We start from the raw sequence: 23,472 nt of genomic DNA, 5'->3' as shown, positions 1-23,472 counted from the left end.
CCTTTTCATTGATGGACCGAAAAAAAAGACAGCCAGAAGAAAATAGCGGAATCCGCTACTTGCTTTTTGGCTGTCTCCAGTCTCCGGCCTTTTATTAACTTCATTTTTACTATAGCATAGAATAACCAAAATATGAACGCGTTACCATAATTTCTGAGAAAAATTAAAGCCTGGGTATGCAGCGCCTAATTTTATTGAAAAAATGCTTTCCTGTTGAGTTTTTTCATTTATCAGTTTTATACTGTTTTTTAAATACATAAAACAAGGAGGAGTACCAATGGCAAAACAAGTATATATTATCCATGGGTACGGAGCTTCACCCGCCAATCATTGGTTCCCGTGGTTGAAAGATAAATTGATCGCAGATGGTAATCAAGTTTCGGTCCTTCACATGCCAAATTCGTCTGATCCTAAAAAAGAGGAATGGTTGAAAACATTAGCCAATTCGATAAAGAACTTAGATAACAACACGTATTTTGTAACCCATAGTCTCGGGTCTATCACATTATTAAATTATCTAGAACAGCTGGAACAGTTACCGCCATTTGGAGGATTCATTCTCGTTTCTGGCTTTTCTGAACCGTTATCATCCTTGCCTTCACTAGATCCTTTTACGGAGAACAAAGTGGATTATAAAAAAATCATTTCCGCAACCCATTCGCGTGCTGTTATTGCTGCAAAAGATGACGATATTGTTCCTTTTCAATTGAGCCAAAATTTATCCAACCAATTGGATGCCTCATTTTATCCTGTTGAAAAAGGTGGCCATTTTCTGGAAGATGACGGCTTCACTGCTTTCCCATTGGTTTATGATCTTTTAAATCAAATGATGAAAATGAAGTAAATCGTTGGCCCACGGTCATCGTCTCCAGCATGCAGCCCGTTTTGGATCATTTGACGAGCGAGCAAGCCGAGCGGATCGGGGGACGATTCATACTCGCCGCAAAAAGATTGAAATCAGATAAAAAATGATTGATAACCGCTCCGAAAAGATAGATAACATAAAAAAATTGATTGATAACTGCTCTGTATTGACTGATAAATAACGCTTTATCGATTTCAGGAGGGCGCAAAAATGACGTGTGATTTGGCACACGTCATTAAACATCTAATATAATGTTTTCAAAAAATCAGGCCAGAATTGAATTTTATTGTATTTCCTTTACTGCGGTAACGATGTCATTTGCCGTTAACTTGTAAAACTCCTTTAGATACTCGGCTTTTCCAACCTGACCAAATTGCTCCTTGACCCCAATTCGCCGCATGCGGGTCGGACAATGTTCACTTAATACTTCTGATACTGCGCTTCCTAATCCGCCAATAACGTTATGATTCTCTGCTGTTACAACGGCTTTTGTTTTGTCTGCGTAATTCACGATCAAGTCTTTATCGATTGGCTTAATCGAGTACATATCAATAACTGTAGCGTTAATGCCTTGCTCCTGAAGAAGATCTGCCGCCTTCAATGATTCAGCTACCATAATGCCGCTTGCGATGATGGTAACATCGCTTCCTTCGCGAAGAACCTTGCCTTTACCAGATTCAAAGGTTTCATTTTCATCATAAAGTTTTACGGCTTTTTTACGGATGGTCCGTATATAATGGATTCCGTACTCCTTTTCAATTTTTCGGAGCAAGTAGCCTAGCTGGACAGCATCGCTCACTTCATATACATTCGCATTTGGAATGAGGCGAACAAGCCCTAAGTCTTCAAAGGCCATATGAGTGCCGCCATTATGCTCCGCGGTAACGCCAGAGTCTGATCCTACTATTTTTACATTCAATTGCGCATACGCCCCTGAAACAAACAGCTGGTCAAATGCCCGCCGAGTGACGAACTGGGCAAAGGAATGAACATAAGGAATTTTGCCTGTAAGCGCTAAACCAGCGGCAACGCCCATCATATTTGCTTCCATAATCCCGGAATTAATCAGTTGCCCTGGGATTTTACCGATAATTTTATTCGTTGAAATCGCACTCATCAAATCGGCTTCCAGGGCAATGACATTTGGATTGTTTTGTGCCAATTCCAGAAGTGTGCTTGCATACATTTGCCGCATTTCAATGTCATCTAATTCATACGTTTTGGATGATGTTTGAATCATATCGTCATTGCCCCTGCCTTTCCAAGTTTAATTTCCAATTCTGAAATCGCAGTTAAAATGGCTTCTTCGTCTTTTGGATTTGGACGGATGTGATGGTTATCTGCCTTTTCTTCTAAATACGGGACACCCTGGCCTTTCATCGTATCCAAAATAATAGCAACGGGCTTATCGGTTTGTGCTTTTCCTTTTTGGATTGCTTTGTAGATTTGCTCTAGTGAGCTTCCATTTACTTTCATGGTATAAAAGCCAAACGCTTTAAATTTTTCCACAAAGTCTAGCGGATCAATAATATCTTTTGTCGGGCCATCCAGCTGTTTCTTATTGTCATCAACAAACACAAAAAGGCGATTCAATTTGTGATGGGCCGCGAATTGGAAGGCTTCCCAGCACTGGCCTTCATTTAATTCTCCATCACCCACTATGCTGTAAGTGTAATTGCCCTTATTTGATAGTTGATGAGACAATGCGACGCCAACTGCAACCGAAATTCCCTGGCCTAAAGAACCTGTAGTCATATCCACACCGGGTGTTAAATTCCGGTCGGGATGCGAAGGAAGTGTAGTTCCATTTTGATTTAGCGTATAGAGGACTTCTTCAGGGAAAAATCCTTTTAGCGCTAATGTGGCATAAAGTCCAGGTCCGCCATGTCCTTTGGATAATATAAAATAATCGCGAGCCTCCCAATCCGGGTTATTCGGATCTACCTTCATCACTTCCCCATATAAGACGGCTAAAGTTTCAATGATTGACAAGCTTCCGCCATAATGCCCAAAGCCCATATGGTGCAGTTCCTTTAATGTCAGTAATCGAATCTTATCGCGAAATATTTCCAATTTTCGTAAATCAATGTCCATAAAAACCTCCCTTTAAATGAAAAAATGCAGCAGGAAGGTACAGCAAACTCCCGTATCAACTGTACCCCCATCGCCTATTCTTAGAAGTTAAGCTCCAATTTTAGCTGATCCATCTCTTTGTTTATCTTTTTTGAAAATCGCAAATAAGAAAGCGAGCACGACAAAGGCAACGACGGTAATCGTTACACCACCAGCGCCGAACGACCTGGCAACATGCCCAAGCACAATTCCTGATGCAGCAAAGTCGGCGTCTGAGAAGGTCGTGCTTGCAAATCCAAGATCGCCTAGAACCGGCATTAAGAAGACTGGCAGGAAAGTAATGAATAAGCCATTTGCGAACGAACCAATCGTTGCGCCGCGAATGCCGCCAGTTGAATTGCCATACACTCCAGCGGTCGCGCCAGTAAAGAAATGAGGAACAACACCTGGCAGAATAATCACCGAACCAGCAATGCCAAGGATAATCATCCCAACAATACCACCAAGAAAGCTGCAGAAGAACCCAATTAAAACGGCATTTGGCGCGTATGGAAAAACAATTGGGCAATCAAGGGCCGGCTTTGAGTTCGGGACAAGCCTCGTTGAAATTCCTTTGAATGCGGGAACAATTTCTGCCAGCACCAGCCGAACACCTGATAAAATTACAAACACCCCTGCCGCAAATGTAACCGCCTGGATCAGTGCGAAAACAAGATAATGAGTTCCTCCACTAAGCTCTTTTTCAATATAAGCAGGACCAGCAAACAGAGCGATTACGACATAAAGAATGGTCATAGTTAATGCAATAGTTACAGAGCTATCACGCAAAAATCCTAGCCACTTTGGAAAATTAATTTTTTCAGTAGACCGGGAGCCTTTTCCGACAGCCATTCCAACAAGGCCGGAAAGAACATAACCTAAGCTTGAAAAATGTCCGAATCCTACTTGATCGTTACCAGTAATTTTCCTCATAAATGGCTGGCAGATCGCAGGGAAAACAGCCATGATTAATCCAAGGGCAAGAGAGCCCACAATAATGAGCGAAACTCCCCTCAATCCTGATACGACCAGGATCACCGCGAGCATACAAGCCATGTATAACGTATGATGGCCTGTCAAAAAGATATATTTCAGCTTCGTAAAGCGTGCAATCAAAATATTCGCCAGCATTCCAAAGAACATAATAAAGGCAGTTACATTCCCATATTTGGTTAACGCCATGGCAACAATGGCTTCATTATTCGGTACAACCCCCGTTACATGAAACGCATGCTGGAACATTTTTCCGAAAGGTTCCAGAGAGCTGCTGATAATTCCAGCCCCCGCTGAAATAACAAGAAACCCCAGAAATGTTTTCGTCGTTCCTTTAATAATTTCACTTTTAGGCTTTTTCTGAATAATGAGGCCAATAAGTGCGATTAGCGCAACTAAAACGGCTGGCTGACTTAAAATATCCATGATCAATTTAAGAAATCGTTCCCCCATTGATAGAAGCCTCCTTTTGCTTTTATTATTCAAACATTGGAAAGGCAACTTTTGAATCTACGCTCATAGAAGCCCTTTTTGCTTTAACACATCCGTTAGTTTTGAGCGAAGCCCATCCATATCAATGATGCTATCGATGACGATAAGCTCTCCTAAATGCCCCATCCCTTCGGCAATGTCTTTAGCGGCAATAAATAGATCCGCTGAATCTGGAGTTGCAGAGCTTAGATCAGAATGCTCTACTTCAATACCGCTTACTCCAAGTTCCGCCAAGATTTGTTGGACGTTCATTTCAAGCATGAAACTGCTTCCTAAACCTGAACCACATACTGCTAAAATTTTCATCGTCATTCCTCCTAAAGGTTTTTTTTCAAAAATTCATGAACTACCTGACTTGTTGCCTAATTAAGCGATCGCAGAATAGTGCTTAAATAATTCAGAGATTTTGTCGATCGACTCTAGCTCTTTTAATCGTTCGATGTTGGCTTTTTCACTTAGCAACTTTGTCAATTGTGAAAGTGCCTTAAGATGTGTTTTATTATCAATTGCCGCAATACAAAACAATAATCGCACGGGATGCTTTTCGTCGTTTAAAAAATATACGGGCTTATTTAACTTTAAAAAGCTCATCCCCACCTGGTTCACTCCCATTTCGGGACGTGCGTGAGGGATGGCGACTTCAGGGCCAATGACGACATATGGGCCTACCGTCTTCACATTTTCGATCATCGCATCAATGTACGATGTGTCAATGGCCCCTTTTTTCAGCAGCGGATGGGCCGCTACTCGTATAGCTTCTTCCCAATCGGAAAGCTGTTCAATGATTTGAATCGTTTCTTCTTTTAATAGATCGTGCAACACTGGCTGTCTCCCCCTGTAAACATCTACTTTTTTATGGAAGGTCATCTTGCTGAGCGCATCTTTCAACCCTTCTTCATCATAAACATTTGCGAATTGCTCAATCGTGTGCATGAGTTCTTTTAAGGATAAATTTCGGTATTGAAATCCAAAAAGATGCTGATACACTTCATTGACCAAGCTATTTTTTTCAACTGGTGTCATGATTGGCTTGACATGAAAGCAGGGAAGAGTCGTCTCTAGTCCCACTGTTGAAAAAATCAGATCATACCCTTCAAATTTCCCTTCTTGGAATTCCTGCAGTGATAGTGTGCTTTCAACCGTAATTTCTGAGAAAAGCGATTCCAGCTGGTGTTTGACCATTAAGGAAGAGCTAATCCCGCTCGGACAAACGACAAGAGCTCGTTTCTTCTTCGGCATCATTTGTTTCGGCTTTTCTAGCAGAGCCCCAAAATGAATGGCAATGAATCCAACTTCTTCATCAGGAATCGTTATGCCGAGCAATGACCCGATCGGAAGAAGCATTTCCTTCACAATGGTATAAAGCTCTTGATGTTCACTTTTAATTTGATCGAGAAGTGGATTGGTAATGGGAATACGGTACTTCATGCGAAAATAAGCTGGCTTAATATGCTGGTAAAGCGTTTTAATCACTTCATCCTTTTTTTCAAAGGCAATGCACGCTTTTGATTCAAAATCAAGCACAAGCTGTTCGCAAAGCTTAAAGAGCAAATCGCGGTCCCCGTCTTGAACAGAAACGCTGCCTAACGACAGGCCAAGCAACTGAATCGTGAAGTAACAAAGCTCCGATTCTTCTTCCTCCAGCCCGAGCAGAAGAAATAGCTTTTCCGCTACCGACCACATGCGTTCTTTCTTTAATACACTCATTTCATCAGAGTGGAATCGGACAAACTTTTTTTCTTTTTGACGGAAATAATAGAATTTAAGAAAATAGGAAAACTGAAGTAACCGTTCTTCGACAAATTGCAGTCCGAACATCTTTTCAATGTGTTTGAGGCTGCTGTGGATATGATCGAAGCGAAAATACTCATTTCCTTCGTTTAGCAGGTAATCGATCATTTTCTCGCCGTACGGCACTTGTAATAACTCGGATAAGTGCTTCATGACGAGAACTCTCTTGTCCAATTCTGTTCCAATTAGATGATAGCCTCGCTGGCGGGTATAACGAATTTCAACAAGGTATGGGCTGTTCACGTCATTCGCCTTTTTGACATCGGAAATGACGGTGTTTTTGCTCACTTTTAAAAGGTGTGTCAAATGAACCGATGAGATGGGCTCTTGCCGGATAAACAAATAGAGATAAATAAAGATCAAGCGTTCTTCTTCCGTTAAATTAAAATCCCGTTCATTGATAAGGTTTTGCTGCTTTCGAAAATACTCCACAACATCTTCCGGCATCGCGATATAATGAATTCCTTTGTATGGAATAACCGGAAGTCCTTTTTCTTTTAACCAATGATTGACTTTCTCTAAGTCATAAGAAATTTGCCGCTTTGTTAATTGGGTATAATCCATGAGTTGATTCATCGTTGTATTTTTCACTTTTAAAAGGTAATTGAGCAAAAGCGCGGGACGTTTTTCGATCATCATTGGCTTGACCTCCTGTTTTCATCATATAATAAAACGCTTTCATGGTGGTGAGTGATTGGGAACAATTGATGGGAGGAGCGACGGACAAAATTGCGCTGAACTTCTATCATGGATAAGAAATTTTCAGCGATTCCCATCAATGAAAAAAGAGTTGCGTCAATTGAATGGGCATTTAATTTAAAGAAATCGTAAGAAAAAAGAAGATTAGATGGGTCAAACTTATTGATACAAGATTATTCATTTAAAAAAACAGATATTTTGGTTCATTTTCAATGAATTCCATCCTTTACAAGCAAAAAAGCAAGGAGTAAGATTAACACTATCTTCATTTTTTAAAAATTCGAATGACCGCTGAATCCAAAGTTGGAACGGAGGAACCATCGGAAAGAAATTTCCTGGGGTGAAACTTTTTAAGTCGGGCGACTCTTGCCGTCCGAACCCGTCAGCTAACTTCGTAAGCGTGGTAGGAGAGAGAAGGTGACATTAATAGTATTCAAAAAATTTGATAGTACTCATAACCTTTGCGTCTATTTCGCTTAATTCCTCACATGGGGAAACGGGGGAACCAACCGTGGCTTCGCGCCACATGGGGTGAATCTCGATCTTTCGAGTAGGGCGACTCTCACGCCCGAATCCGTCAGCTAACCTCGTAAGCGTTTCGAGAGAGGCAACAAATTTCGTGTGCACACGGGTTTATTTAGTGATCCCTGAAGCCTGCGGAAGAGTTCCTCTTCCGCAGGCTTCTTTTTTGTTGCTTTTTTTAAGAAACAGACTCCAAATCAAGTCACTTCATTTGCTATCAAAAGGAGGAAGTCTCATTGAAAGATGTTTTCATGATTGTACTGATGATTGTCACATTCGGCATCCTATGGGGATTTATCAAGTGGTGCGACCGTACAACCGGAGGCGGTGAAAAACAATGATTTTCACTGCGATTGTGACGGGGGGAATTTTTATTTATTTGATCTATGCCCTTATCCACCCGGAAAAATTTTAAAAGAATAGCATTCTACGTTTTTAGGAGGAAACCATACATGGATGCATTGCAAATCGCGGCGGTCATTTTGCTGCTGCTTTTCATTATAAAACCATTGGGAAGTTACATTTATCATGTTTTTTCCAATGAACCGAATAAGACGGACAAATTCTTCGCGCCTATTGAGAAATGCATTTATGCAATATGCGGAATGAAAAACAGGGCGCCGATGACCTGGAAAAAATATACGATCTCTTTATTGTTGACCAATATTGTTTTTGTTGCGGCCGGTTATGTCATTTTGCGCCTGCAACAATTTCTCCCGTTGAATCCTAACGGGATCAAAAACATGGAACCAACTTTATCGTTTAATACGATTGCCAGCTTTATGACGAACACTAATTTGCAGCATTACAGCGGTGAAACGGGGCTTTCCTACTTCTCGCAAATGACCGTCATCATGATGATGATGTTCGCTTCTGCGGCTACGGGAATTGTTGTGGCAATTGCTTTTATTCGGGGAATTACCACGAAAGGGAACACTATCGGCAACTTTTTTGAGGACTTCATCAAGGGACATACACGTCTTCTCATGCCTATGTCGATCATTCTGACGCTAGTTCTTGTGGGGCTGAAAGTTCCTCAGACGCTCGATCCATCAATTACGCTGACAACACTTGAAGGAGCGAAGCAGGTTATTGCCATTGGCCCCGTTGCCGCTCTAGAAGCGATTAAACATTTAGGCACGAACGGTGGAGGATTTTTCGGCGCAAACTCTGCGCATCCATTCGAAAATCCAACCCCTCTTACAAACGTAATCGAGATTTTATCGATGTGGTGCATCCCTGCATCGTTAACGTATACTTATGGACGTTTTGCGAAAAAGCAAAAACAAGGTTGGATCGTATTCGGCGCAATGAGCATTTTATTTGTGGCTTTTCTCGCTCTTATTTACTTCGCTGAAAGTAATGGTAACCCGGCTTTAACGGCTATGGGACTGGATCCCTCGCAAGGAAGCATGGAAGGTAAAGAAGTAAGATTCGGCATTGCCCAATCGGCCTTGTTCAGCACGGTGACTACCGCGGCCACGACGGGAACGGTCAACAATATGCATGATACGTTGACACCGCTTGGGCAAATTACGCCTCTTTCCCTGATGATGCTGAATACGGTATTCGGCGGAGACGGAGTAGGGCTTGTCAACATGTTGATGTATGCCATCATCGGGGTCTTCATTTGCGGATTGATGGTTGGCCGGACACCTGAATTTTTAGGACGGAAAATCGAGCCCAAAGAGATGAAATTAATTGCGGTGGCATTGCTAGCCCATCCGTTGCTTATTCTAGGGCCAACTGCCCTGGCATTTCTAACTGAGCTAGGAAAAGGCGCGATTTCTAATCCCGGGTTCCATGGGATTTCGCAAGTACTATATGAATTTACCTCATCTGCTGCCAATAACGGATCGGGGTTTGAAGGTTTAGGAGACAATACGCTATTTTGGAACATTTCAACCGGGCTTGTCATGTTATTGGGTCGCTATGTTTCGATCATTTCATTGCTCGCCGTAGCCGGATCCCTTGTTCGAAAACAACCCATTCCGGAAACCATTGGCACATTTAGAACAGATCACTTATTATTTGTGGGGATTTTGGTAGGTGTTGTCCTCATTGTCGGAGCGTTAACATTCTTGCCTGTCATGGCTCTTGGGCCGATCGCTGAATATTTGTCGATTCGTTAAACAAAAGAGGTGTAATCAAAATGAATCAATCCAAACAGAATAAGGAGTCTGGGTTAATTAAACAGGCTATCGTATCAAGTTTGATTAAATTAAATCCATTAGTGATGATGAAAAATCCGGTCATGTTCGTCGTTGAAATAGGCACGATCCTTGTCCTCCTCATGATGATCATGCCCACAGCATTTCATGCAGAAGGAAGATTCGGGTACAATCTCGCTGTCTTTCTCATTCTTTTCTTTACGATAGTATTCGCCAATTTTGCTGAGGCGCTTGCCGAAGGCAGAGGAAAAGCGCAAGCCGACAGCTTAAAGAAAACGAAAAAAGACACAACCGCTAAAAAAATTGGCAAAAACGGAACGATTACAACGGTTTCGTCCGATGAACTTCGAAAAGGGGATATCGTTCTGGTTGAAACAGGGGATCTTGTTCCCGGAGATGGCGAAATTATTGAAGGTCTTGCTTCAATCGATGAATCTGCCATTACCGGCGAATCAGCGCCAGTGATTAAGGAGGCCGGCGGCGATTTCAGTTCGGTAACCGGCGGAACAAAAGTGGTCAGCGACTCGATTAAAGTGCGTATTACGGCAGATCCCGGAGAATCGTTTCTGGATAAGATGATTACACTTGTTGAAGGAGCCAAACGCCAAAAGACGCCAAATGAAATCGCCTTAAATATTTTGCTTGTCACATTAACGATTATCTTTCTTTTAGTCGTCGTCACTCTTTTGCCAATCGCAAACTATGTTGGTGTTCATTTAGAGCTTTCAACATTAATCGCTTTGCTTGTCTGCTTGATCCCAACAACAATTGGAGCGCTGTTATCCGCCATTGGAATTGCCGGCATGGACCGCGTCACGCGCTTCAATGTGCTGGCAATGTCCGGGAAGGCCGTGGAAGCAGCGGGCGACATTAACACGATCATCCTTGATAAAACAGGCACGATCACTTTTGGCAACCGGCTGGCCGCAGAATTTGTTCCTGTTACAGGTGCTACACAAAAGGAACTAACTGACATCGCAGTTGTTACATCTTTATTTGATGAAACACCTGAAGGGCGTTCGGTTTTAGAATTGGCGAAAGCACGAGGGTTTTCCTGGGACGCTTCTTCTTATGAATCAGCGGAAATTATTCCTTTTACCGCAGAGGAACGAATGAGCGGGCTAATCCAGGAAGGCAATCACTACCGAAAGGGTGCGGTAGATTCGATTAAAAAGTTTGTCCAACAAATGGGCGGAAAGGTGCCGGAAGATTTACAAGCGAAAAGCAACGAAATCGCGAGTCAAGGCGGCACCCCACTGGCGGTTTCTTATAACAGCAATATCCTCGGGTTAATTTACTTAAAAGATACCGTTAAACCAGGCATGAGGGAGCGTTTTGATGAACTCAGGAAAATGGGAATTAAAACAATAATGTGTACCGGGGATAATCCGCTGACAGCGGCTACCATTGCGAAAGAAGCAGGCGTTGATGAATTTATTGCGGAAGCCAAACCGGAAGATAAAATCCGGGCGATTCGCAAAGAACAGGAAAAAGGAAAATTGGTGGCAATGACCGGAGACGGAACGAACGATGCCCCTGCACTTGCACAAGCGGACGTCGGGCTGGCAATGAACTCCGGGACCATCGCCGCGAAAGAAGCTGCTAACATGGTTGATCTTGATTCAGATCCGACTAAAATTATTGAAGTCGTTTCGATAGGCAAGCAATTATTGATGACACGCGGGTCGCTGACGACATTCAGCATCGCAAATGATATCGCGAAATATTTTGCGATCATTCCCGCCATGTTCACTGTCGCCTTACCTAAAATGGAAGTGCTTAATGTTATGGGGTTGCATTCACCGACAACAGCGATTCTATCGGCCTTGATCTTTAACGCCATCATCATCCCATTGTTGATCCCGCTTGCCATGAAAGGCGTTAAGTATGTTCCGATGAGCGCAACTAAGCTGTTATCTAAAAATATTTTGATTTACGGTTTAGGTGGTGTTGTCGTACCGTTTATCGGGATAAAACTAATCGACATCATTGTGAGTGTATTTGTGCAATGATCATGAAGACAATGGAGGGTTTTACTTGTTTAAAATAATCAGATTAGCATTGTTGATGATCGTCGTATGTGGGATCGCCTACCCGCTGGCCATGACGGGATTGGCGCAAATGATTTTTCATGATCAGGCCAATGGGAGCCTGATCAAAGAGAAAGATGGTAAAGTGGTCGGATCGGAATTAATCGGCCAAAATTTTAAAAGTCCTCAATATTTTCACGGACGTGTATCTTCTATTCATTATGATGCGGCCGCTTCAGGATCCAATAACTACGGGCCAACGAACAAAGAGATGTTAAAACGAACAAATGAGTCGATCAACTTGTTGAAAAAAGAAAATCCAGGCGTAGATACGAAAGACATCCCTGTTGATTTAATCACCAACTCTGGTTCCGGTCTGGATCCTGATATTTCAGTTAAAGCTGCGAAATTCCAGGTGGACCGTGTGAGCAAAGCGACAGGCGTAAGCCGCGCTCAATTAAATTCGTTAATCGATGATACAACAAAAGGAAGAAGTCTTGGCCTTTTTGGAGAGCCGCGCGTCAACGTTTTAGAGTTAAACATAAAACTTCAAAAGCTTTTAAAATCGTAATTAAAATTTTACCTCGGCCGTTAAGGCCGGGGTAATAGGTTTGATTCGGGGGTGATGATGTGTTTCCAGAGTATCGCAGAAAAACACCAGAGGAAATTTTACAAGAAATTGAACGGTTGAAAAGAGGCAGGCTGAAAGTGTACATCGGTTCAGCCCCGGGAGTTGGAAAAACCTACCGCATGCTGCAAGAAGCTCATGAACTGAAGACAGAAGGAATTGATGTCGTCATTGGCCTAATTGAGACGCACAACAGGAAAGAAACCGCCGATTTAATCGGAGACCTCGAAATTGTCCCGAAAAAGAAAATTGAATATAAAGGCCGGATCCTGGAAGAAATGGATACTGAAGCGATTATTGAAAGGGCGCCAGAGCTGGTTTTGGTCGATGAATTAGCCCATACCAATGTTCCAACCTCCCCGAGAGAAAAACGGTACATGGATGTTGAAGAAATTTTAAAAGCAGGGATCCATGTATTATCCGCAGTTAATATCCAGCATCTTGAAAGCTTGCATGACATTGTGGAACAAATTACGGGGGTGAAAGTCAGGGAACGCATTCCAGACAGCTTTCTTCATATGGCCCGTGAAATCATTCTCGTGGATGTTACACCGGAAATTTTAAGAAAACGGTTAAGAGAAGGGAAAATTTATCATCCAAGTAAGATTGAGCAAGCATTGACTCATTTTTTTACAAAAAGCAACCTTGGCGCGTTACGCGAACTTTCACTGCGAGAAGTAGCGGATGATGTAGACGAGCGTATTGAAAAAGCAAAAAAGAAAAGTGGACAATTGACTGGTCCTACAGGGATCAATGAAAAAATCATGGTATGTGTGCAGCACGGGGGCAATGCGGAAAAGTTGATACGACGCGGATGGAGAATGGCCAGCAGGCTCAAAACAGAGCTCATCATTTTGCATGTCGCAAAAGAAGCTTCTATGAACCGGTCAGCGGAAGATTGGAGAAAAATTCAAGATTGGAAGAAACTCGCTGCTCAATTTAATGCCCGTTTTATTGTGGAACAAATGAATAAGCGCCAGATTGCAAAGGCGATTACGGATGTTGCAGCCGAACATGGCGTGACTCAGATTATTTTAGGCCAATCCGCCAGAAGCCGGTGGGAAGAAATAAGAAAAGGTTCCATCGTTAATACGATTATGAGGTATACTTCGGGAATCGACATACATATTGTTTCTGATCAGAAGCGGTAATTATCAGGCTGTTGATGCAAGCTGCCATAATCGGCAGCTTTGTTGTGCGCGGATTTCCAGCGATTTTGTCGAACGAAAATCATGGAAAAAGTTTGTCTATATAGGATAAAATTAACAGAACGCTAGTCCAAAAATAGGAAGATAAGGGAGAGAGAAAATGAAGAAAACGGGGATCGCATCGATAATCGGAGCAGGGGTGTTGGTTTCATCATTAACCTTAAGCACAACAGCCCACGCACAGGTCAACCGTCATGAAGCAGTAAAGGCTCAGTTGAAGAACGAAGTCCAAAGCAAGCTGATTCATCATTCTTTTAAAATGAACCATTTCAATAAACCTTCCGGGCTGAACGTCTTTCATTCACCGAATGTACAAAAAGGTTATAAAGCATTCAGCAAGAAAAGTTCCAGTAGCGACGATGACTACGCATTTGAGTCCGAGTCGAATGATGATTTTTCAATGGCCAACACCTTGCCGCGGGATAAAACGGTAATCGGACAGTTCCTTCCATATGACGATGTCGACTTCTATAAAATAAAGGTATCAAAAGGTACATTGGTCCTTGGTGGGGCGACGAATTCGGATGCAATCGATTTAATGTACGCGGTGACTGAAAAGGACTTTAAAGATAGCGGAAATTTGGAGTTAGTAGGCTGGGAATATGACGAGGGAGCGTTATATGAAGCGTGGGAAGTGAAAAAAGCAGGCACATATTACGTTGCCGCTTTTGATAATGACATGCTCGATAACAATACAGAAGATGATCTCTATGCGCTTTTCGCTTCATATGTCGATACCGCCGCCCCGTCCAAACCGATCGTTAATAAAGTCGACAATAATGATAAAGTCGTGACGGGCAAGGCAGAAGCTTACTCAACGGTGACGGTTAAAGCCGGAAAGAAAACGCTCGGAAATGCAAAGGCATCTTCCAAAGGGACATTTTCCGTTAAAATTAGCACGCAAAAAGCAGGGACGAAATTATCGGTTACCGCAAAAGACAAGGCAGGAAATGTAAGTTCAGCAACTACGGTAATAGTTAAAGACGTCATTGCCCCGGTCAAACCGACGATTTACAGAATCGATGACAACGATAAAGTCGTAAAAGGGAAAGCGGAAGCCAATGCCTCTATTACAGTCAGAGCGAAAGGAAAAACGATCGGCACAGGTAAAGTTAACAGCAAAGGATACTACAGTGTCAAAATCAAGGCCCAAAAAGCCGGCACAAACGTTTACGTCTACGCGAAAGATAAAGCCGGAAACAAAAGCAAAGCAGCGATTCGAAAAGTCGTAAAACATTAAGTGTTAGAGTCACAAAGCCCTTTTTGATCATAAAATATTGACGAGCGTTATTTTTTCATGTATATATAAATATAGAAAAGCGAATCGTAGTAATCGATAGATGTTATTTTTAACTTCTTTACGAATAACTGCTTTAGCATGTTGTCAATACATTAAAATTGATGAAGATGAAAAAGCGGTAAGTAGAATAAAGAAGGAAAGAATAAGATAAATCGGTATATTTCTCAGCTAGTGGACTAGTATGGGGAGTATACCGTTTTTTGTTTTTTAGGGGGCTATTATGAATAAGACAAAAGGATATATCGAAGCAGAAATAAGTAAAGCGATCACCCAATGGGAGAAAGATTTTCTTGGACGTGGTTCAGTGTCCGTTAAGACGGACATTTTACGCGATATGGTGATCGTCGTTTTACGCGGCATTCTGACTCCTGCTGAATATGCAGTTTGTGAAACGAAAGAAGGCATATTATCTGTTAAAAGATTGAGATCGGATCTCGTTGAGTCAGGTGAAGAAACTTTAAAACAAATTATTCTCACTTTCACCGGGGAACACGTAAAAAGTTTTTACACAGATATAAGCACTCGTACAGGAGAACGGGTGATGGTATTTAAATTGCAAAATGATTTAGAGAAAAAGTTGAAAAATTAAAGGTAAAGGGAGATCTTCAAAAAACGGTTAAGGTTAGTTGAAGATAAACCGGCAGCTTTAGAATGAAGGCTCAAGTCCGTCTACATTCTAAAAATTGTCGGTTTTTTACTGCCCGACTAACAAGTGAAGCAGGGAGAGGAACGAAACAAAAATGAAGGAAATATCCTTTGTTTTTACGATCACTTTTAAATCTTCAGATGGCACACTCAAGTTTTATCGATAGGGGGGAATTAGATGCTGAATTTCTTATCATTAACGACAATGTTTTTTGTATCACTTGCAGTCGCCGCTCTTAGCGCAGTATTGCTGTTACATCCGCGGGTTCCCTTAACTTTTGTTCGTATACACACCGGCATCATCACACTCCCTGCATTGACCGCTCTTGTATCTCTTATAACGAATCATACGAATGGGATTTTCGGTCCGTGGCATTTCGATGCACTCGGCTGGTTGATGGCCTTTTTCATTCTGACGATCAGCTTGATTGTACAGCGTTATTCGGTACGTTACTTACTTGGTGAACGATCTTATCGTAAATATTTTGCCCTTTTGACACTCACGACAGGTGCTGCCTCAATGACCTGGCTATGTAATGATTTTCGTTTGCTATTAGCCTGTTGGGCGGCTACATTACTCGGAATGACATTGCTCATTGGATTAAACAGAGAGTGGCAAGTAGCCAGAAAAGCGGCTTCGTTTTCCGGCCGCCAGTTCCTGCTTAGCTGGCTGTTTTTGTTCGTAGCAATCATCTGGTTAGCGCAAGTTTCGGGACACTGGCAGTTCTCACTTGCGATATCCGATGACGGTTTAAGGCAACTTGACTCCTGGGAGCGGACAGGGATCAACCTATTGCTCGTACTGGCAGTGGTGATACCAGCCGCACAATGGCCATTCCATCGCTGGCTGTTAGATTCAGCGGTTGCTCCGACACCTGTTTCCGCAGTCATGCATGCAGGATTCGTGAATGTCGGCGGAATTATGCTGACCCGATTCGCACCGCTTTTGTCTGGTGATTTCGCTCAGATTTTTCTACTTGTCCTGGCAAGCATATCAGTCTTACTCGGAACCGGAATTATGCTGGTTCAAGTCGATTACAAACGTCAGTTAGTCGCCTCTACGATTGCACAGATGGGGTTTATGCTCGTTCAATGTGCATTAGGGGCCTATGAGGCAGCCATTATTCATCTCATATTACATGGGCTTTTTAAAGCAGGCCTGTTCATGCAGACTGGTTCTGCGGTACGTCACTACGAGAGAATCTCGCGGACACCAGATCGATTATCATTTTTCTGGAAAGTCGTAGGGGGTGTATTAGGTCTCTTAGTAGGAGTTGTTTATTGGCTAACAGCTCCTGGTGAGGGTTATCAACTTATAAGTTCCCTCATTTTAGGATGGTCACTATCGTTTGCCTGGACACAGATGATTGCATATGGCCAGGGCACGATCGAACGCATGGCGGGATTTTCTGTAGTAGCAGGAATGGCATTGGTGTTTGGCTTCATTCATTACGTCTTATCTGGAGTGTTGCATCAAGCGGTATATCAACATACACAGCCATCTATGCTGGTAGCGATCTTCGCTCTGTTCATCCTATTATCCTGCAACACGATAGGAGCATGGTTGGGACGTCATGCTTCATCTGGTTCTTTCGCTGTGCTCTATCTTTGGCTTGTGCGCCTGGGTGATCCTCATCCTGTTACAGTTGAAAGTCATCCAAACTATCTTGTGAAATACATTTCACGAGGAGGGAACTACAAATGAATGGAACATCAACCTTAGTAAAAAAAGTAAACGAAGACTTGACTTCTGATTTATCTAACCTTGATTTGAACGCTTTAGTGGAGGCCGCAAATCAGGTCATTGCACCGCTTTGGCCGATTACTACATTTGCGGCAAGACATCCCTGGGCAGGGCTTGAAGGACGTTCATTTGAAGAGGTGGCACGCTGGCTTAAAGATACTCATGATGTGGATATCTATCCGAGCACTAAGATGATCAAGGCCGCATACAACCGGGGCGAAATCGATGAAGATTTTTTAGAAATGGAGCTTCAACGCTGGCTTGATGTACAATCTTTCAAATTACCAGATGAGGAAGTCAAACGATTTTGCCGGGCTGCACTTCAGTTAGACGAGTTGCCTGCCAACCTATTGGAAGCAACTGAGGTAAAGAACATCGCACAGGAGCTAAGTGATCTTGCGCCTGACAATCCGAAGAAACCCGCAGTAAAACCTTTAAGTGTGCGTCTAGAGCAGCAACGGGGCGAAATGGTGGCTCAAGCGCTAAATCATCACGTAATTAAGTGGTGTAAGTTGTACTTAGATGATTCTCAGGCAGCCTGGTCACTGCCGAATCGTGAAGAAGGTTTCTATCGTGCGTGGCGCCGGCTTGTTCCGCACGATCCTGCGCTTAGTCCCTCCCAACGCAAAAGACTAAAAGATTGGCCGCAAGAGGCAAGTGAAGGATTAAAACAAGCATTAGCGGAGCTTGCTATCAATGAGTCAGAAATAGTCGACTATCTTGAAGCACATTTACTTTCCTTGCCAGGGTGGGCGGGTATGATGCTCTGGCGCTCCCGCCAATCTGATCAAGAAAAGTTACTTCTAACGGAATATTTGGCTGTCCGGATCTCTATGGAGTGGGCTTTCATTCAACCTTATTTGCATGAAGTTCTTAAGGAAGCATCTGAAGAAAGGGAGTCTCTTGTTCCGTTAATAGCGGCCTGGGTCCATTGGGGAAACATGCCCATTGAAAACTGGACGAAGATGTCTAAGAGTGAACAAAAAGAATATGTAACTCTCGCAGGCCGCTTTGATGATATGGTTCGTAGAAATCTCTGGCTAAAAGCCTGGGAACAAACATATGCAGATCAACTAAGTGGAAAAATTTTATCAAAGAAACCTGGAACTAAAAATGGAAAAACGTCTTTAGCACAATTTGTATTTTGCATCGATGTTCGTTCAGAGCCTTTTCGTCGCCACCTGGAACACGCTGGTCCTTTTGAGACGTATGGGATGGCTGGTTTTTTCGGATTGCCTATTCAAACCAGTGAACTAGGAAGTGAACATACCCACTCCTCTTTGCCCGTCATACTTGAACCGAAACATAAGGTAAAAGAGTTTTCATGTGAATTTGGCCCATATCAACAGCGCCAAAATGTGGTGAATTCACTTCACTATACATTTAAAAGAATGAAACAAAATCCTGGTACCAATTTAGTATTGCCGGAAGTAACAGGTCCCTGGTTTAGCCTGCAAATGTTGGCTCGAAGTCTAGTTCCACGTAGCGCCGGCCGCATTTTCCGCCAATTTCGTGAAAGGTGGTTGGATAAACCTTCTACAGAACTGTCTCTGGATTGCAGACACTCTTCTGAAACCGAATTACCTGTTGGTTTTTCCGAGGAAGAGAAAGTGCATTATGTGCGACAGGCACTTCAAATGATGGGGCTCACCAAGCAGTTTGCTCCATTAGTGGTCATCTGTGGACATGGAAGCCACAGCACGAATAATCCATATGCTTCCGCATTAGATTGTGGTGCTTGCGGAGGGGCATCGGGCGGATTCAATGCGCGCGTTCTTGCCACTCTGGGCAACCTTCCGCAGGTCAGGGAGGCTCTTCGTGCAGATGGAATTTTGATTCCGGAGGACACTGTTTTTGCGGCTGCTGAGCATATTACCACGCTTGACGAATTACGCTGGGTGTATGTTCCGGAGCTTTCAGAGGCGGCTCAAAACGCACTTGATCGTATCGAGGCTGTACTGCCGCAGGTTAGTCATCGTGCGAATGAAGAGCGATTAGCCGAATTGCCCAATTTGGGATCCCGCCTCAAAGATCCGAAGAATGAGGCAGAGCGCTTTGCAGAAGATTGGAGTGAGGTACGTCCGGAATGGGGACTGGCGCGTAACGCTTCGTTTATTATCGGCCATCGAGAACTAACAAAGGAGTGCAATCTTGAGGGAAGGGTCTTTTTGCACAACTACGATTGGCAAGCAGATGAAAATGGTGAAATACTTGCTAATATTATCGCCGGCCCGGGTACAGTTGCCCAGTGGATTAATCTACAATATTACGCATCTACTGTTGCACCTCACTATTATGGCAGTGGGAATAAAGCGACTCAAACGCCAACGGCTGGTCTCGGTGTCATGCAGGGGAACAGCAGTGACTTGTTAACCGGGCTTCCGTGGCAGTCGGTCATGAAGTCGGATCATGAAGCGTATCATGCTCCTCTGCGTTTATTAGTAGTGATCCAGGCACCGCGGAAACATGTAGAGCGATTGCTCGATCGTGATCCCGCATTCTTTAAAAAAGTTAAAAATGGCTGGATTCATCTCGCAACGATAGATCCGGACGGGTACTGGGAGAGCTGGACTTCAATTCATCGTTAGTCCCGGCTTCTCAAGGGAAAATTTCAAAAATTAACGGGGTGAAGTTGATGAAATTAGATAAAAACAAAAAAGTGTTATTTTTAATTGGAATGAATCAAAATTTGGAACAACGATTACAACAGGCGACCAATTTCGATCCAAATAATGTATTGATTCTTTCCAGTTATGGACCCGAGATTTCACACCCTTACAGCGATGTCATGCGAGATATCATCATCGCGGTTTATCAGGAAAAAGTTGAGGAAATTTTTGTTGTTGGCACAACAGAGAATGTAGAGGACCGAGTGGATAAACAGAAGTTACTAAACAAAATATACGATAGTGAACGAGTAAAAGAGAACATCCAGACCATTGAGTCCCTTTTTCAAAATTACATGCCGGAATTCCCGAATGGCAGTGTGAACGATTGGTTAGCGGGAAGCGAGACGGTAGCTGAAGGCATACAAAAAAGTGTCAACATCATTCGCCAACATCCGTTGATCCCCTCTCATGTCAAGGTGCACGGTTTATTTATGAATAGCGAGAAAGAACAAGTAGTAGAAGTTTAATGTTTCATCAGCGGAAGTCGAATGATTGATATCACTCGAAAATTGATTGATATCTGCTTCGAAAAGATGGATATCATTTAAAAATTGAATGATATTTGTTCAAGGCATTTAATCGGGCGCAATTCTTAATTAAGAAGGCGCCCTTTTTTTCATTGTTGAATAAAAAGCAGGATGTTTTTATGAAAATGCAGAATTTTATAAAGAGGTAAGTTTATGTATTCAAGGAGGAGCGGATCGAACGAAGAGATTTTGTTTTGAAAAATAGTAGCTTCACAAGCGTTCACATGAGTAACAGAGATCGAATAAGAAGAGGGGGAAATCATCTATGAATCAATCGGCGCATTCTATTGAAAAAAGAACAGTGAATAAAACGATGAAACGCATTCTTCCGTTTATTTTTATTCTGTATATTGTTGCTTACTTGGATCGGGTGAACCTGGGCTATGCCGCATTGCAAATGAATGCGGACCTCGCTTTATCGTCCGAGGTCTTTGGCCTTCTCTCGGGCATTTTCTTTATCGGTTATTTCCTTTTTGAAGTCCCAAGCAATATGTTGTTGCATAGAGTGGGGGCGCGCCTATGGATTGCCCGCATTATGATTTCATGGGGATTGATCGTTATAGTAACTGGCTTTGTGCAGACGGCTACCCAGTTATACATCCTCCGTTTTCTATTAGGGGTTGCAGAAGCCGGTTTTTTCCCGGGTATTATTTTGTATTTGACGTATTGGTTCAGGGCTCGTGAAAGAGGGCGGGCAACCGCTGCCTTATTGCTGGCGTTGCCGATTGGCGGATTAATTGGCGCCCCTGTGTCAACATGGATTCTTGACCATATTTCCTGGAGCGATATGGCAGGATGGAGATGGATGTTTATTCTAGAAGGAATCCCGGCGGTAATTTTGGGCGTTGTCGTTATTTTTTACCTTGCCAATCGGCCGGCAAATGCGAAATGGCTGTCGAAAGAAGAAAAAGACTGGCTTGAAGGCGAATTGAACGCCGAGCGAAAAGCAAGTGCGCAAATCAATAAAGCCTCAAAGCTAGACATGTTAAAGGATGTGAAAGTCTGGAAGCTGTCGCTCATCTATTTTACGTCTTATACAGGCACTTATGGCTTGTCGTTCTGGCTGCCGTCCATTATTAAATCTTTATCGGAACAGGCAACGACCAATTTAGAAATCGGGTGGCTAGCGATGATTCCTCCCATCATTGGCGTCCCGTCTCTATTGTTTGTCGGCTGGAACTCAGATCGGACGAATTCATACAAACAACATTTAATGGTTTGCTTTTTGATTGCGATGATCGGGTTTATCGGTTGCGGCTTTTCTGAAGGCGTCTTTATGATGGTGCTCATGTTAACGATCGCCTCTGCCGGATTATATGGATGCAATGGATGTTTCTTTGCTTACATGACCTTTTTCTTTACGGAATCTACGGCGCCTGTTGGCATTGCGCTCGTCAATTCCTTAGCGGCATTAGGCGGATTTGTAGGGCCGATGATATTTGGAACTGTTTCATTTACTCAAGGGATGTTTATCTTATCCGGGCTGCTCGCCATCGGCCTGATCATCCAATTCACCTTAAAATTGGCGAGTAATCGGAGTAAGGACATTATCAATAACGTTCCACCCAATGTGAATCAATCATAATGAGCATATAGAAAATCCTCAAATTCGGCCGGGAATTTGAGGATTTCATGTTTCAAGCCTATTCTTCGAGCTCCCAGGCCGGGTTCCAGACGACTTCCCACAAATGGCCGTCCGGATCCTGGAAGTGCCCGGAATAACCGCCCCAAAACGTGTCGTGCGCCGGATCTGTTATCGTAGCGCCGGCTTTTTCGGCCTGTTCCATCACTTGATCGACTTCTTCCTTGCTTCCTACATTGTGGCCAAGCGTGAATTCAGCCGGGCTGGATGCTGTGAGACTAACTTTTGCCTCATGGGCAAGGTCTTTGCGGTTCCAAATGGCGAGCTTTAAGCCTGGCTGCAAGTCGAAAAAGGCAACGGCGCCATGCTCGAATTCTTGTCCTACGATCCCTTCTGTCGGAAATCCAAGCCCATCCCGATAAAACTTCAATGCCTTTTCAAGATCATCAACACCCAATGTAATGACTGAAATTCTTGGCTTCATTTATTATCCCTCCAATTAAGTTGGATCGTTCATAATCGTTTTCGATAGGAGCCGGAATATTCCTCTAAAAAGTTGCTTCGAAACTCTTCTCGGGAAAGGCACTATGAAAAAAGGAACTGCTGGCACCGCTAGCGAAATAGTAGGCAAGGAAAAAAGGAGGCTTACTATGAAAAAAACCGTTCCCGTACAAAATCAAATGAATGGCGTCTTTGTTCATGTAACCAATTTGAAAGTTTCGGCAAAATGGTATTCCGATTTGTTGGGGCTGGACATCGATGTCGATCACGTCGAATCCCCCGTCTATAACGTGCCGTTAGTAGGAACAACTTCCCTAACATTAGATGACCACACCTTTGATCTTGAATTTCAACATGTGACTAGCCCGGGCCCGATTTTCAATCTTTATGCTCCAACTATTGAAGAAGCCTATCACTATATTGAAGAAAAAGGTATTGAAATCGTGAGAGACATCGAGCGGGTAGGCGATACAGCCTGGTTTAACATAAAAGACCCGGATGGCAACGTCGTAATGATTTGCAATTGCTAAGCCATTAAGCCGAATGAAGGAAAACTATGAAGGTTCTTATTTGGGGAGGCACGCGTTTTTTTTAGGAAAGACGCTGGTAGAGGAAGCACTAGTAAGGGCATGAAGTGACATTGTATAAGGCGCGGCACGAATAAAGGGGCATCTCCAGAAGTGGAGCAGCTCGTTGGCGACAGAAATGGCGATGTATCATCACTTAAAAATCGGGAATGGGATGCCGTCATCGATACGTGCGGATACGCTCCCCATCACATAAAATCGCAGCCGTACTCAGTTTATGTCCAACAGAACGTGTCTCAAGGACAAAAATAAGGGTTAGAGACCAAATGATGTCCGATAGAAGGTGTCTCAAGGACAAAAATGAGGGTTGGAGTCCAAATGATGTCCGATAGAAGGTGCTTCAAGGACAAAAATGAGGGTTGGAGTCCAAAGTATGTCCGATAGAAGGTGTCTCAAGGACAAAAAT

General features: G+C 43.1%; 19 protein-coding genes, 1 pseudogene and 2 riboswitches. Of the genes and pseudogenes, 14 read left to right on the top strand and 6 right to left on the bottom strand.

Annotation, left to right across the window (positions count from 1 at the left end; all coding sequences use genetic code 11):
• Positions 1-277: 277 nt before the first annotated feature.
• The gene (locus H538_RS0121950) at positions 278-844 is read left to right on the top strand and encodes an RBBP9/YdeN family alpha/beta hydrolase (protein ID WP_026679411.1); all 567 of its coding nucleotides are present in this window, start codon (positions 278-280) and stop codon (positions 842-844) included.
• A 304-nt stretch (positions 845-1,148) separates the two neighbouring features.
• Here H538_RS0121950 and H538_RS0121945 read toward each other — a convergent pair whose 3' ends face one another.
• From H538_RS0121945 to H538_RS0121925, 5 genes are all read right to left on the bottom strand, one after another.
• Positions 1,149-2,105, bottom strand: a complete 957-nt coding sequence (locus H538_RS0121945; RefSeq protein ID WP_026679410.1) for a transketolase family protein — start codon at positions 2,103-2,105, stop codon at positions 1,149-1,151.
• Positions 2,102-2,959: a transketolase gene (locus H538_RS0121940; RefSeq protein ID WP_026679409.1), complete on the bottom strand. Its 858-nt coding sequence runs from the start codon at positions 2,957-2,959 to the stop codon at positions 2,102-2,104. The genes H538_RS0121945 and H538_RS0121940 overlap by 4 nt, the downstream gene beginning before the upstream one ends.
• Positions 2,960-3,046: 87 nt before the next feature.
• Positions 3,047-4,423: a PTS ascorbate transporter subunit IIC gene (gene ulaA / locus H538_RS0121935; RefSeq protein WP_026679408.1), complete on the bottom strand. Its 1,377-nt coding sequence runs from the start codon at positions 4,421-4,423 to the stop codon at positions 3,047-3,049.
• 63 nt (positions 4,424-4,486) lie between these two features.
• Entirely contained in the window at positions 4,487-4,768 is a 282-nt protein-coding gene (locus tag H538_RS0121930; RefSeq protein WP_026679407.1) for a PTS sugar transporter subunit IIB, read from the bottom strand.
• 60 nt (positions 4,769-4,828) lie between these two features.
• The gene (locus H538_RS0121925) at positions 4,829-6,892 is read right to left on the bottom strand and encodes a BglG family transcription antiterminator (RefSeq protein WP_026679406.1); all 2,064 of its coding nucleotides are present in this window, start codon (positions 6,890-6,892) and stop codon (positions 4,829-4,831) included.
• Positions 6,893-7,231: 339 nt separating this feature from the next.
• A riboswitch (cyclic di-AMP (ydaO/yuaA leader) is annotated at positions 7,232-7,368 on the top strand.
• Between the two features lie 47 nt (positions 7,369-7,415).
• A riboswitch (cyclic di-AMP (ydaO/yuaA leader) is annotated at positions 7,416-7,564 on the top strand.
• A 247-nt stretch (positions 7,565-7,811) separates the two neighbouring features.
• Here H538_RS0121925 and kdpF point away from each other — a divergent pair.
• The 11 genes from kdpF to H538_RS0121865 all read left to right on the top strand — a co-directional run bounded on the left by kdpF (position 7,812) and on the right by H538_RS0121865 (position 21,981).
• Positions 7,812-7,889, top strand: a complete 78-nt coding sequence (kdpF, locus tag H538_RS27205; protein ID WP_081412781.1) for a K(+)-transporting ATPase subunit F — start codon at positions 7,812-7,814, stop codon at positions 7,887-7,889.
• Between the two features lie 37 nt (positions 7,890-7,926).
• Positions 7,927-9,606: a potassium-transporting ATPase subunit KdpA gene (kdpA, locus tag H538_RS0121910; protein ID WP_026679405.1), complete on the top strand. Its 1,680-nt coding sequence runs from the start codon at positions 7,927-7,929 to the stop codon at positions 9,604-9,606.
• A gap of 20 nt (positions 9,607-9,626) precedes the next feature.
• Positions 9,627-11,657 carry a potassium-transporting ATPase subunit KdpB gene (kdpB, locus tag H538_RS0121905; protein WP_026679404.1) on the top strand — a complete coding sequence of 677 codons (2,031 nt, stop codon included), beginning with the start codon at positions 9,627-9,629 and terminating at the stop codon, positions 11,655-11,657.
• 25 nt (positions 11,658-11,682) lie between these two features.
• The gene (gene kdpC / locus H538_RS0121900) at positions 11,683-12,246 is read left to right on the top strand and encodes a potassium-transporting ATPase subunit KdpC (protein ID WP_026679403.1); all 564 of its coding nucleotides are present in this window, start codon (positions 11,683-11,685) and stop codon (positions 12,244-12,246) included.
• A gap of 59 nt (positions 12,247-12,305) precedes the next feature.
• Positions 12,306-13,454 carry a KdpD-like non-kinase potassium sensor gene (gene kdpDN, locus H538_RS0121895; protein ID WP_026679402.1) on the top strand — a complete coding sequence of 383 codons (1,149 nt, stop codon included), beginning with the start codon at positions 12,306-12,308 and terminating at the stop codon, positions 13,452-13,454.
• 157 nt (positions 13,455-13,611) lie between these two features.
• Entirely contained in the window at positions 13,612-14,751 is a 1,140-nt protein-coding gene (locus tag H538_RS0121890) for an Ig-like domain-containing protein (RefSeq protein ID WP_026679401.1), read from the top strand.
• 280 nt (positions 14,752-15,031) lie between these two features.
• Entirely contained in the window at positions 15,032-15,400 is a 369-nt protein-coding gene (locus tag H538_RS0121885) for a Na-translocating system protein MpsC family protein (protein WP_026679400.1), read from the top strand.
• Positions 15,401-15,634: 234 nt separating this feature from the next.
• A complete protein-coding gene (locus tag H538_RS0121880; protein ID WP_026679399.1) occupies positions 15,635-17,161 on the top strand; it encodes an NADH dehydrogenase subunit 5 in 1,527 nt (508 codons plus the stop codon).
• On the top strand, positions 17,158-19,788 hold the full coding sequence (locus H538_RS0121875) for a DUF2309 domain-containing protein (protein ID WP_026679398.1): 2,631 nt from the start codon (positions 17,158-17,160) through the stop codon (positions 19,786-19,788). The genes H538_RS0121880 and H538_RS0121875 overlap by 4 nt, the downstream gene beginning before the upstream one ends.
• A 47-nt stretch (positions 19,789-19,835) precedes the next feature.
• Positions 19,836-20,336, top strand: a complete 501-nt coding sequence (locus H538_RS0121870; protein ID WP_026679397.1) for a carbonic anhydrase — start codon at positions 19,836-19,838, stop codon at positions 20,334-20,336.
• A gap of 325 nt (positions 20,337-20,661) precedes the next feature.
• Positions 20,662-21,981 (top strand): MFS transporter, encoded by a 1,320-nt coding sequence (locus H538_RS0121865; protein ID WP_026679396.1) that lies wholly within the window; start codon positions 20,662-20,664, stop codon positions 21,979-21,981.
• Positions 21,982-22,039: 58 nt separating this feature from the next.
• Here H538_RS0121865 and H538_RS0121860 read toward each other — a convergent pair whose 3' ends face one another.
• Positions 22,040-22,462, bottom strand: coding sequence for a VOC family protein (locus tag H538_RS0121860; RefSeq protein WP_026679395.1), 423 nt, complete (start codon positions 22,460-22,462; stop codon positions 22,040-22,042).
• A 166-nt stretch (positions 22,463-22,628) separates the two neighbouring features.
• Here H538_RS0121860 and H538_RS0121855 point away from each other — a divergent pair, with 166 nt between their 5' ends.
• Positions 22,629-23,009, top strand: coding sequence for a VOC family protein (locus tag H538_RS0121855; RefSeq protein WP_026679394.1), 381 nt, complete (start codon positions 22,629-22,631; stop codon positions 23,007-23,009).
• A gap of 26 nt (positions 23,010-23,035) precedes the next feature.
• Positions 23,036-23,267, top strand: a pseudogene (locus H538_RS25880) (NAD-dependent epimerase/dehydratase family protein); the annotation flags it as partial.
• Positions 23,268-23,472: the final 205 nt, after the last annotated feature.

The organism is Fictibacillus gelatini DSM 15865 (genome assembly GCF_000430745.1).
Taxonomy (GTDB): Bacteria; Bacillota; Bacilli; order Bacillales; family Fictibacillaceae; genus Fictibacillus_A; species Fictibacillus_A gelatini.
Note: the sequence above shows the minus strand (reverse complement) of the source record. Positions and strands in the feature narration are given on the sequence as shown.

What these genes read in the sequence shown, in the direction of transcription:
- H538_RS0121950 (WP_026679411.1), top strand. Translation starts at nt 278, where the DNA reads ATGGCAAAACAAGTATATATTATCCATGGGTACGGAGCTTCACCCGCC.
- H538_RS0121860 (WP_026679395.1), bottom strand. Translation starts at nt 22,462, where the DNA reads ATGAAGCCAAGAATTTCAGTCATTACATTGGGTGTTGATGATCTTGAA.
- H538_RS0121890 (WP_026679401.1), top strand. Translation starts at nt 13,612, where the DNA reads ATGAAGAAAACGGGGATCGCATCGATAATCGGAGCAGGGGTGTTGGTT.
- H538_RS0121940 (WP_026679409.1), bottom strand. Translation starts at nt 2,959, where the DNA reads ATGGACATTGATTTACGAAAATTGGAAATATTTCGCGATAAGATTCGA.
- H538_RS0121855 (WP_026679394.1), top strand. Translation starts at nt 22,629, where the DNA reads ATGAAAAAAACCGTTCCCGTACAAAATCAAATGAATGGCGTCTTTGTT.
- H538_RS0121925 (WP_026679406.1), bottom strand. Translation starts at nt 6,892, where the DNA reads ATGATGATCGAAAAACGTCCCGCGCTTTTGCTCAATTACCTTTTAAAA.
- H538_RS0121945 (WP_026679410.1), bottom strand. Translation starts at nt 2,105, where the DNA reads ATGATTCAAACATCATCCAAAACGTATGAATTAGATGACATTGAAATG.
- kdpF (WP_081412781.1), top strand. Translation starts at nt 7,812, where the DNA reads ATGATTTTCACTGCGATTGTGACGGGGGGAATTTTTATTTATTTGATC.
- H538_RS0121870 (WP_026679397.1), top strand. Translation starts at nt 19,836, where the DNA reads ATGAAATTAGATAAAAACAAAAAAGTGTTATTTTTAATTGGAATGAAT.
- H538_RS0121930 (WP_026679407.1), bottom strand. Translation starts at nt 4,768, where the DNA reads ATGAAAATTTTAGCAGTATGTGGTTCAGGTTTAGGAAGCAGTTTCATG.
- H538_RS0121865 (WP_026679396.1), top strand. Translation starts at nt 20,662, where the DNA reads ATGAATCAATCGGCGCATTCTATTGAAAAAAGAACAGTGAATAAAACG.
- H538_RS0121880 (WP_026679399.1), top strand. Translation starts at nt 15,635, where the DNA reads ATGCTGAATTTCTTATCATTAACGACAATGTTTTTTGTATCACTTGCA.
- H538_RS0121875 (WP_026679398.1), top strand. Translation starts at nt 17,158, where the DNA reads ATGAATGGAACATCAACCTTAGTAAAAAAAGTAAACGAAGACTTGACT.
- kdpA (WP_026679405.1), top strand. Translation starts at nt 7,927, where the DNA reads ATGGATGCATTGCAAATCGCGGCGGTCATTTTGCTGCTGCTTTTCATT.
- H538_RS0121885 (WP_026679400.1), top strand. Translation starts at nt 15,032, where the DNA reads ATGAATAAGACAAAAGGATATATCGAAGCAGAAATAAGTAAAGCGATC.
- kdpB (WP_026679404.1), top strand. Translation starts at nt 9,627, where the DNA reads ATGAATCAATCCAAACAGAATAAGGAGTCTGGGTTAATTAAACAGGCT.
- ulaA (WP_026679408.1), bottom strand. Translation starts at nt 4,423, where the DNA reads ATGGGGGAACGATTTCTTAAATTGATCATGGATATTTTAAGTCAGCCA.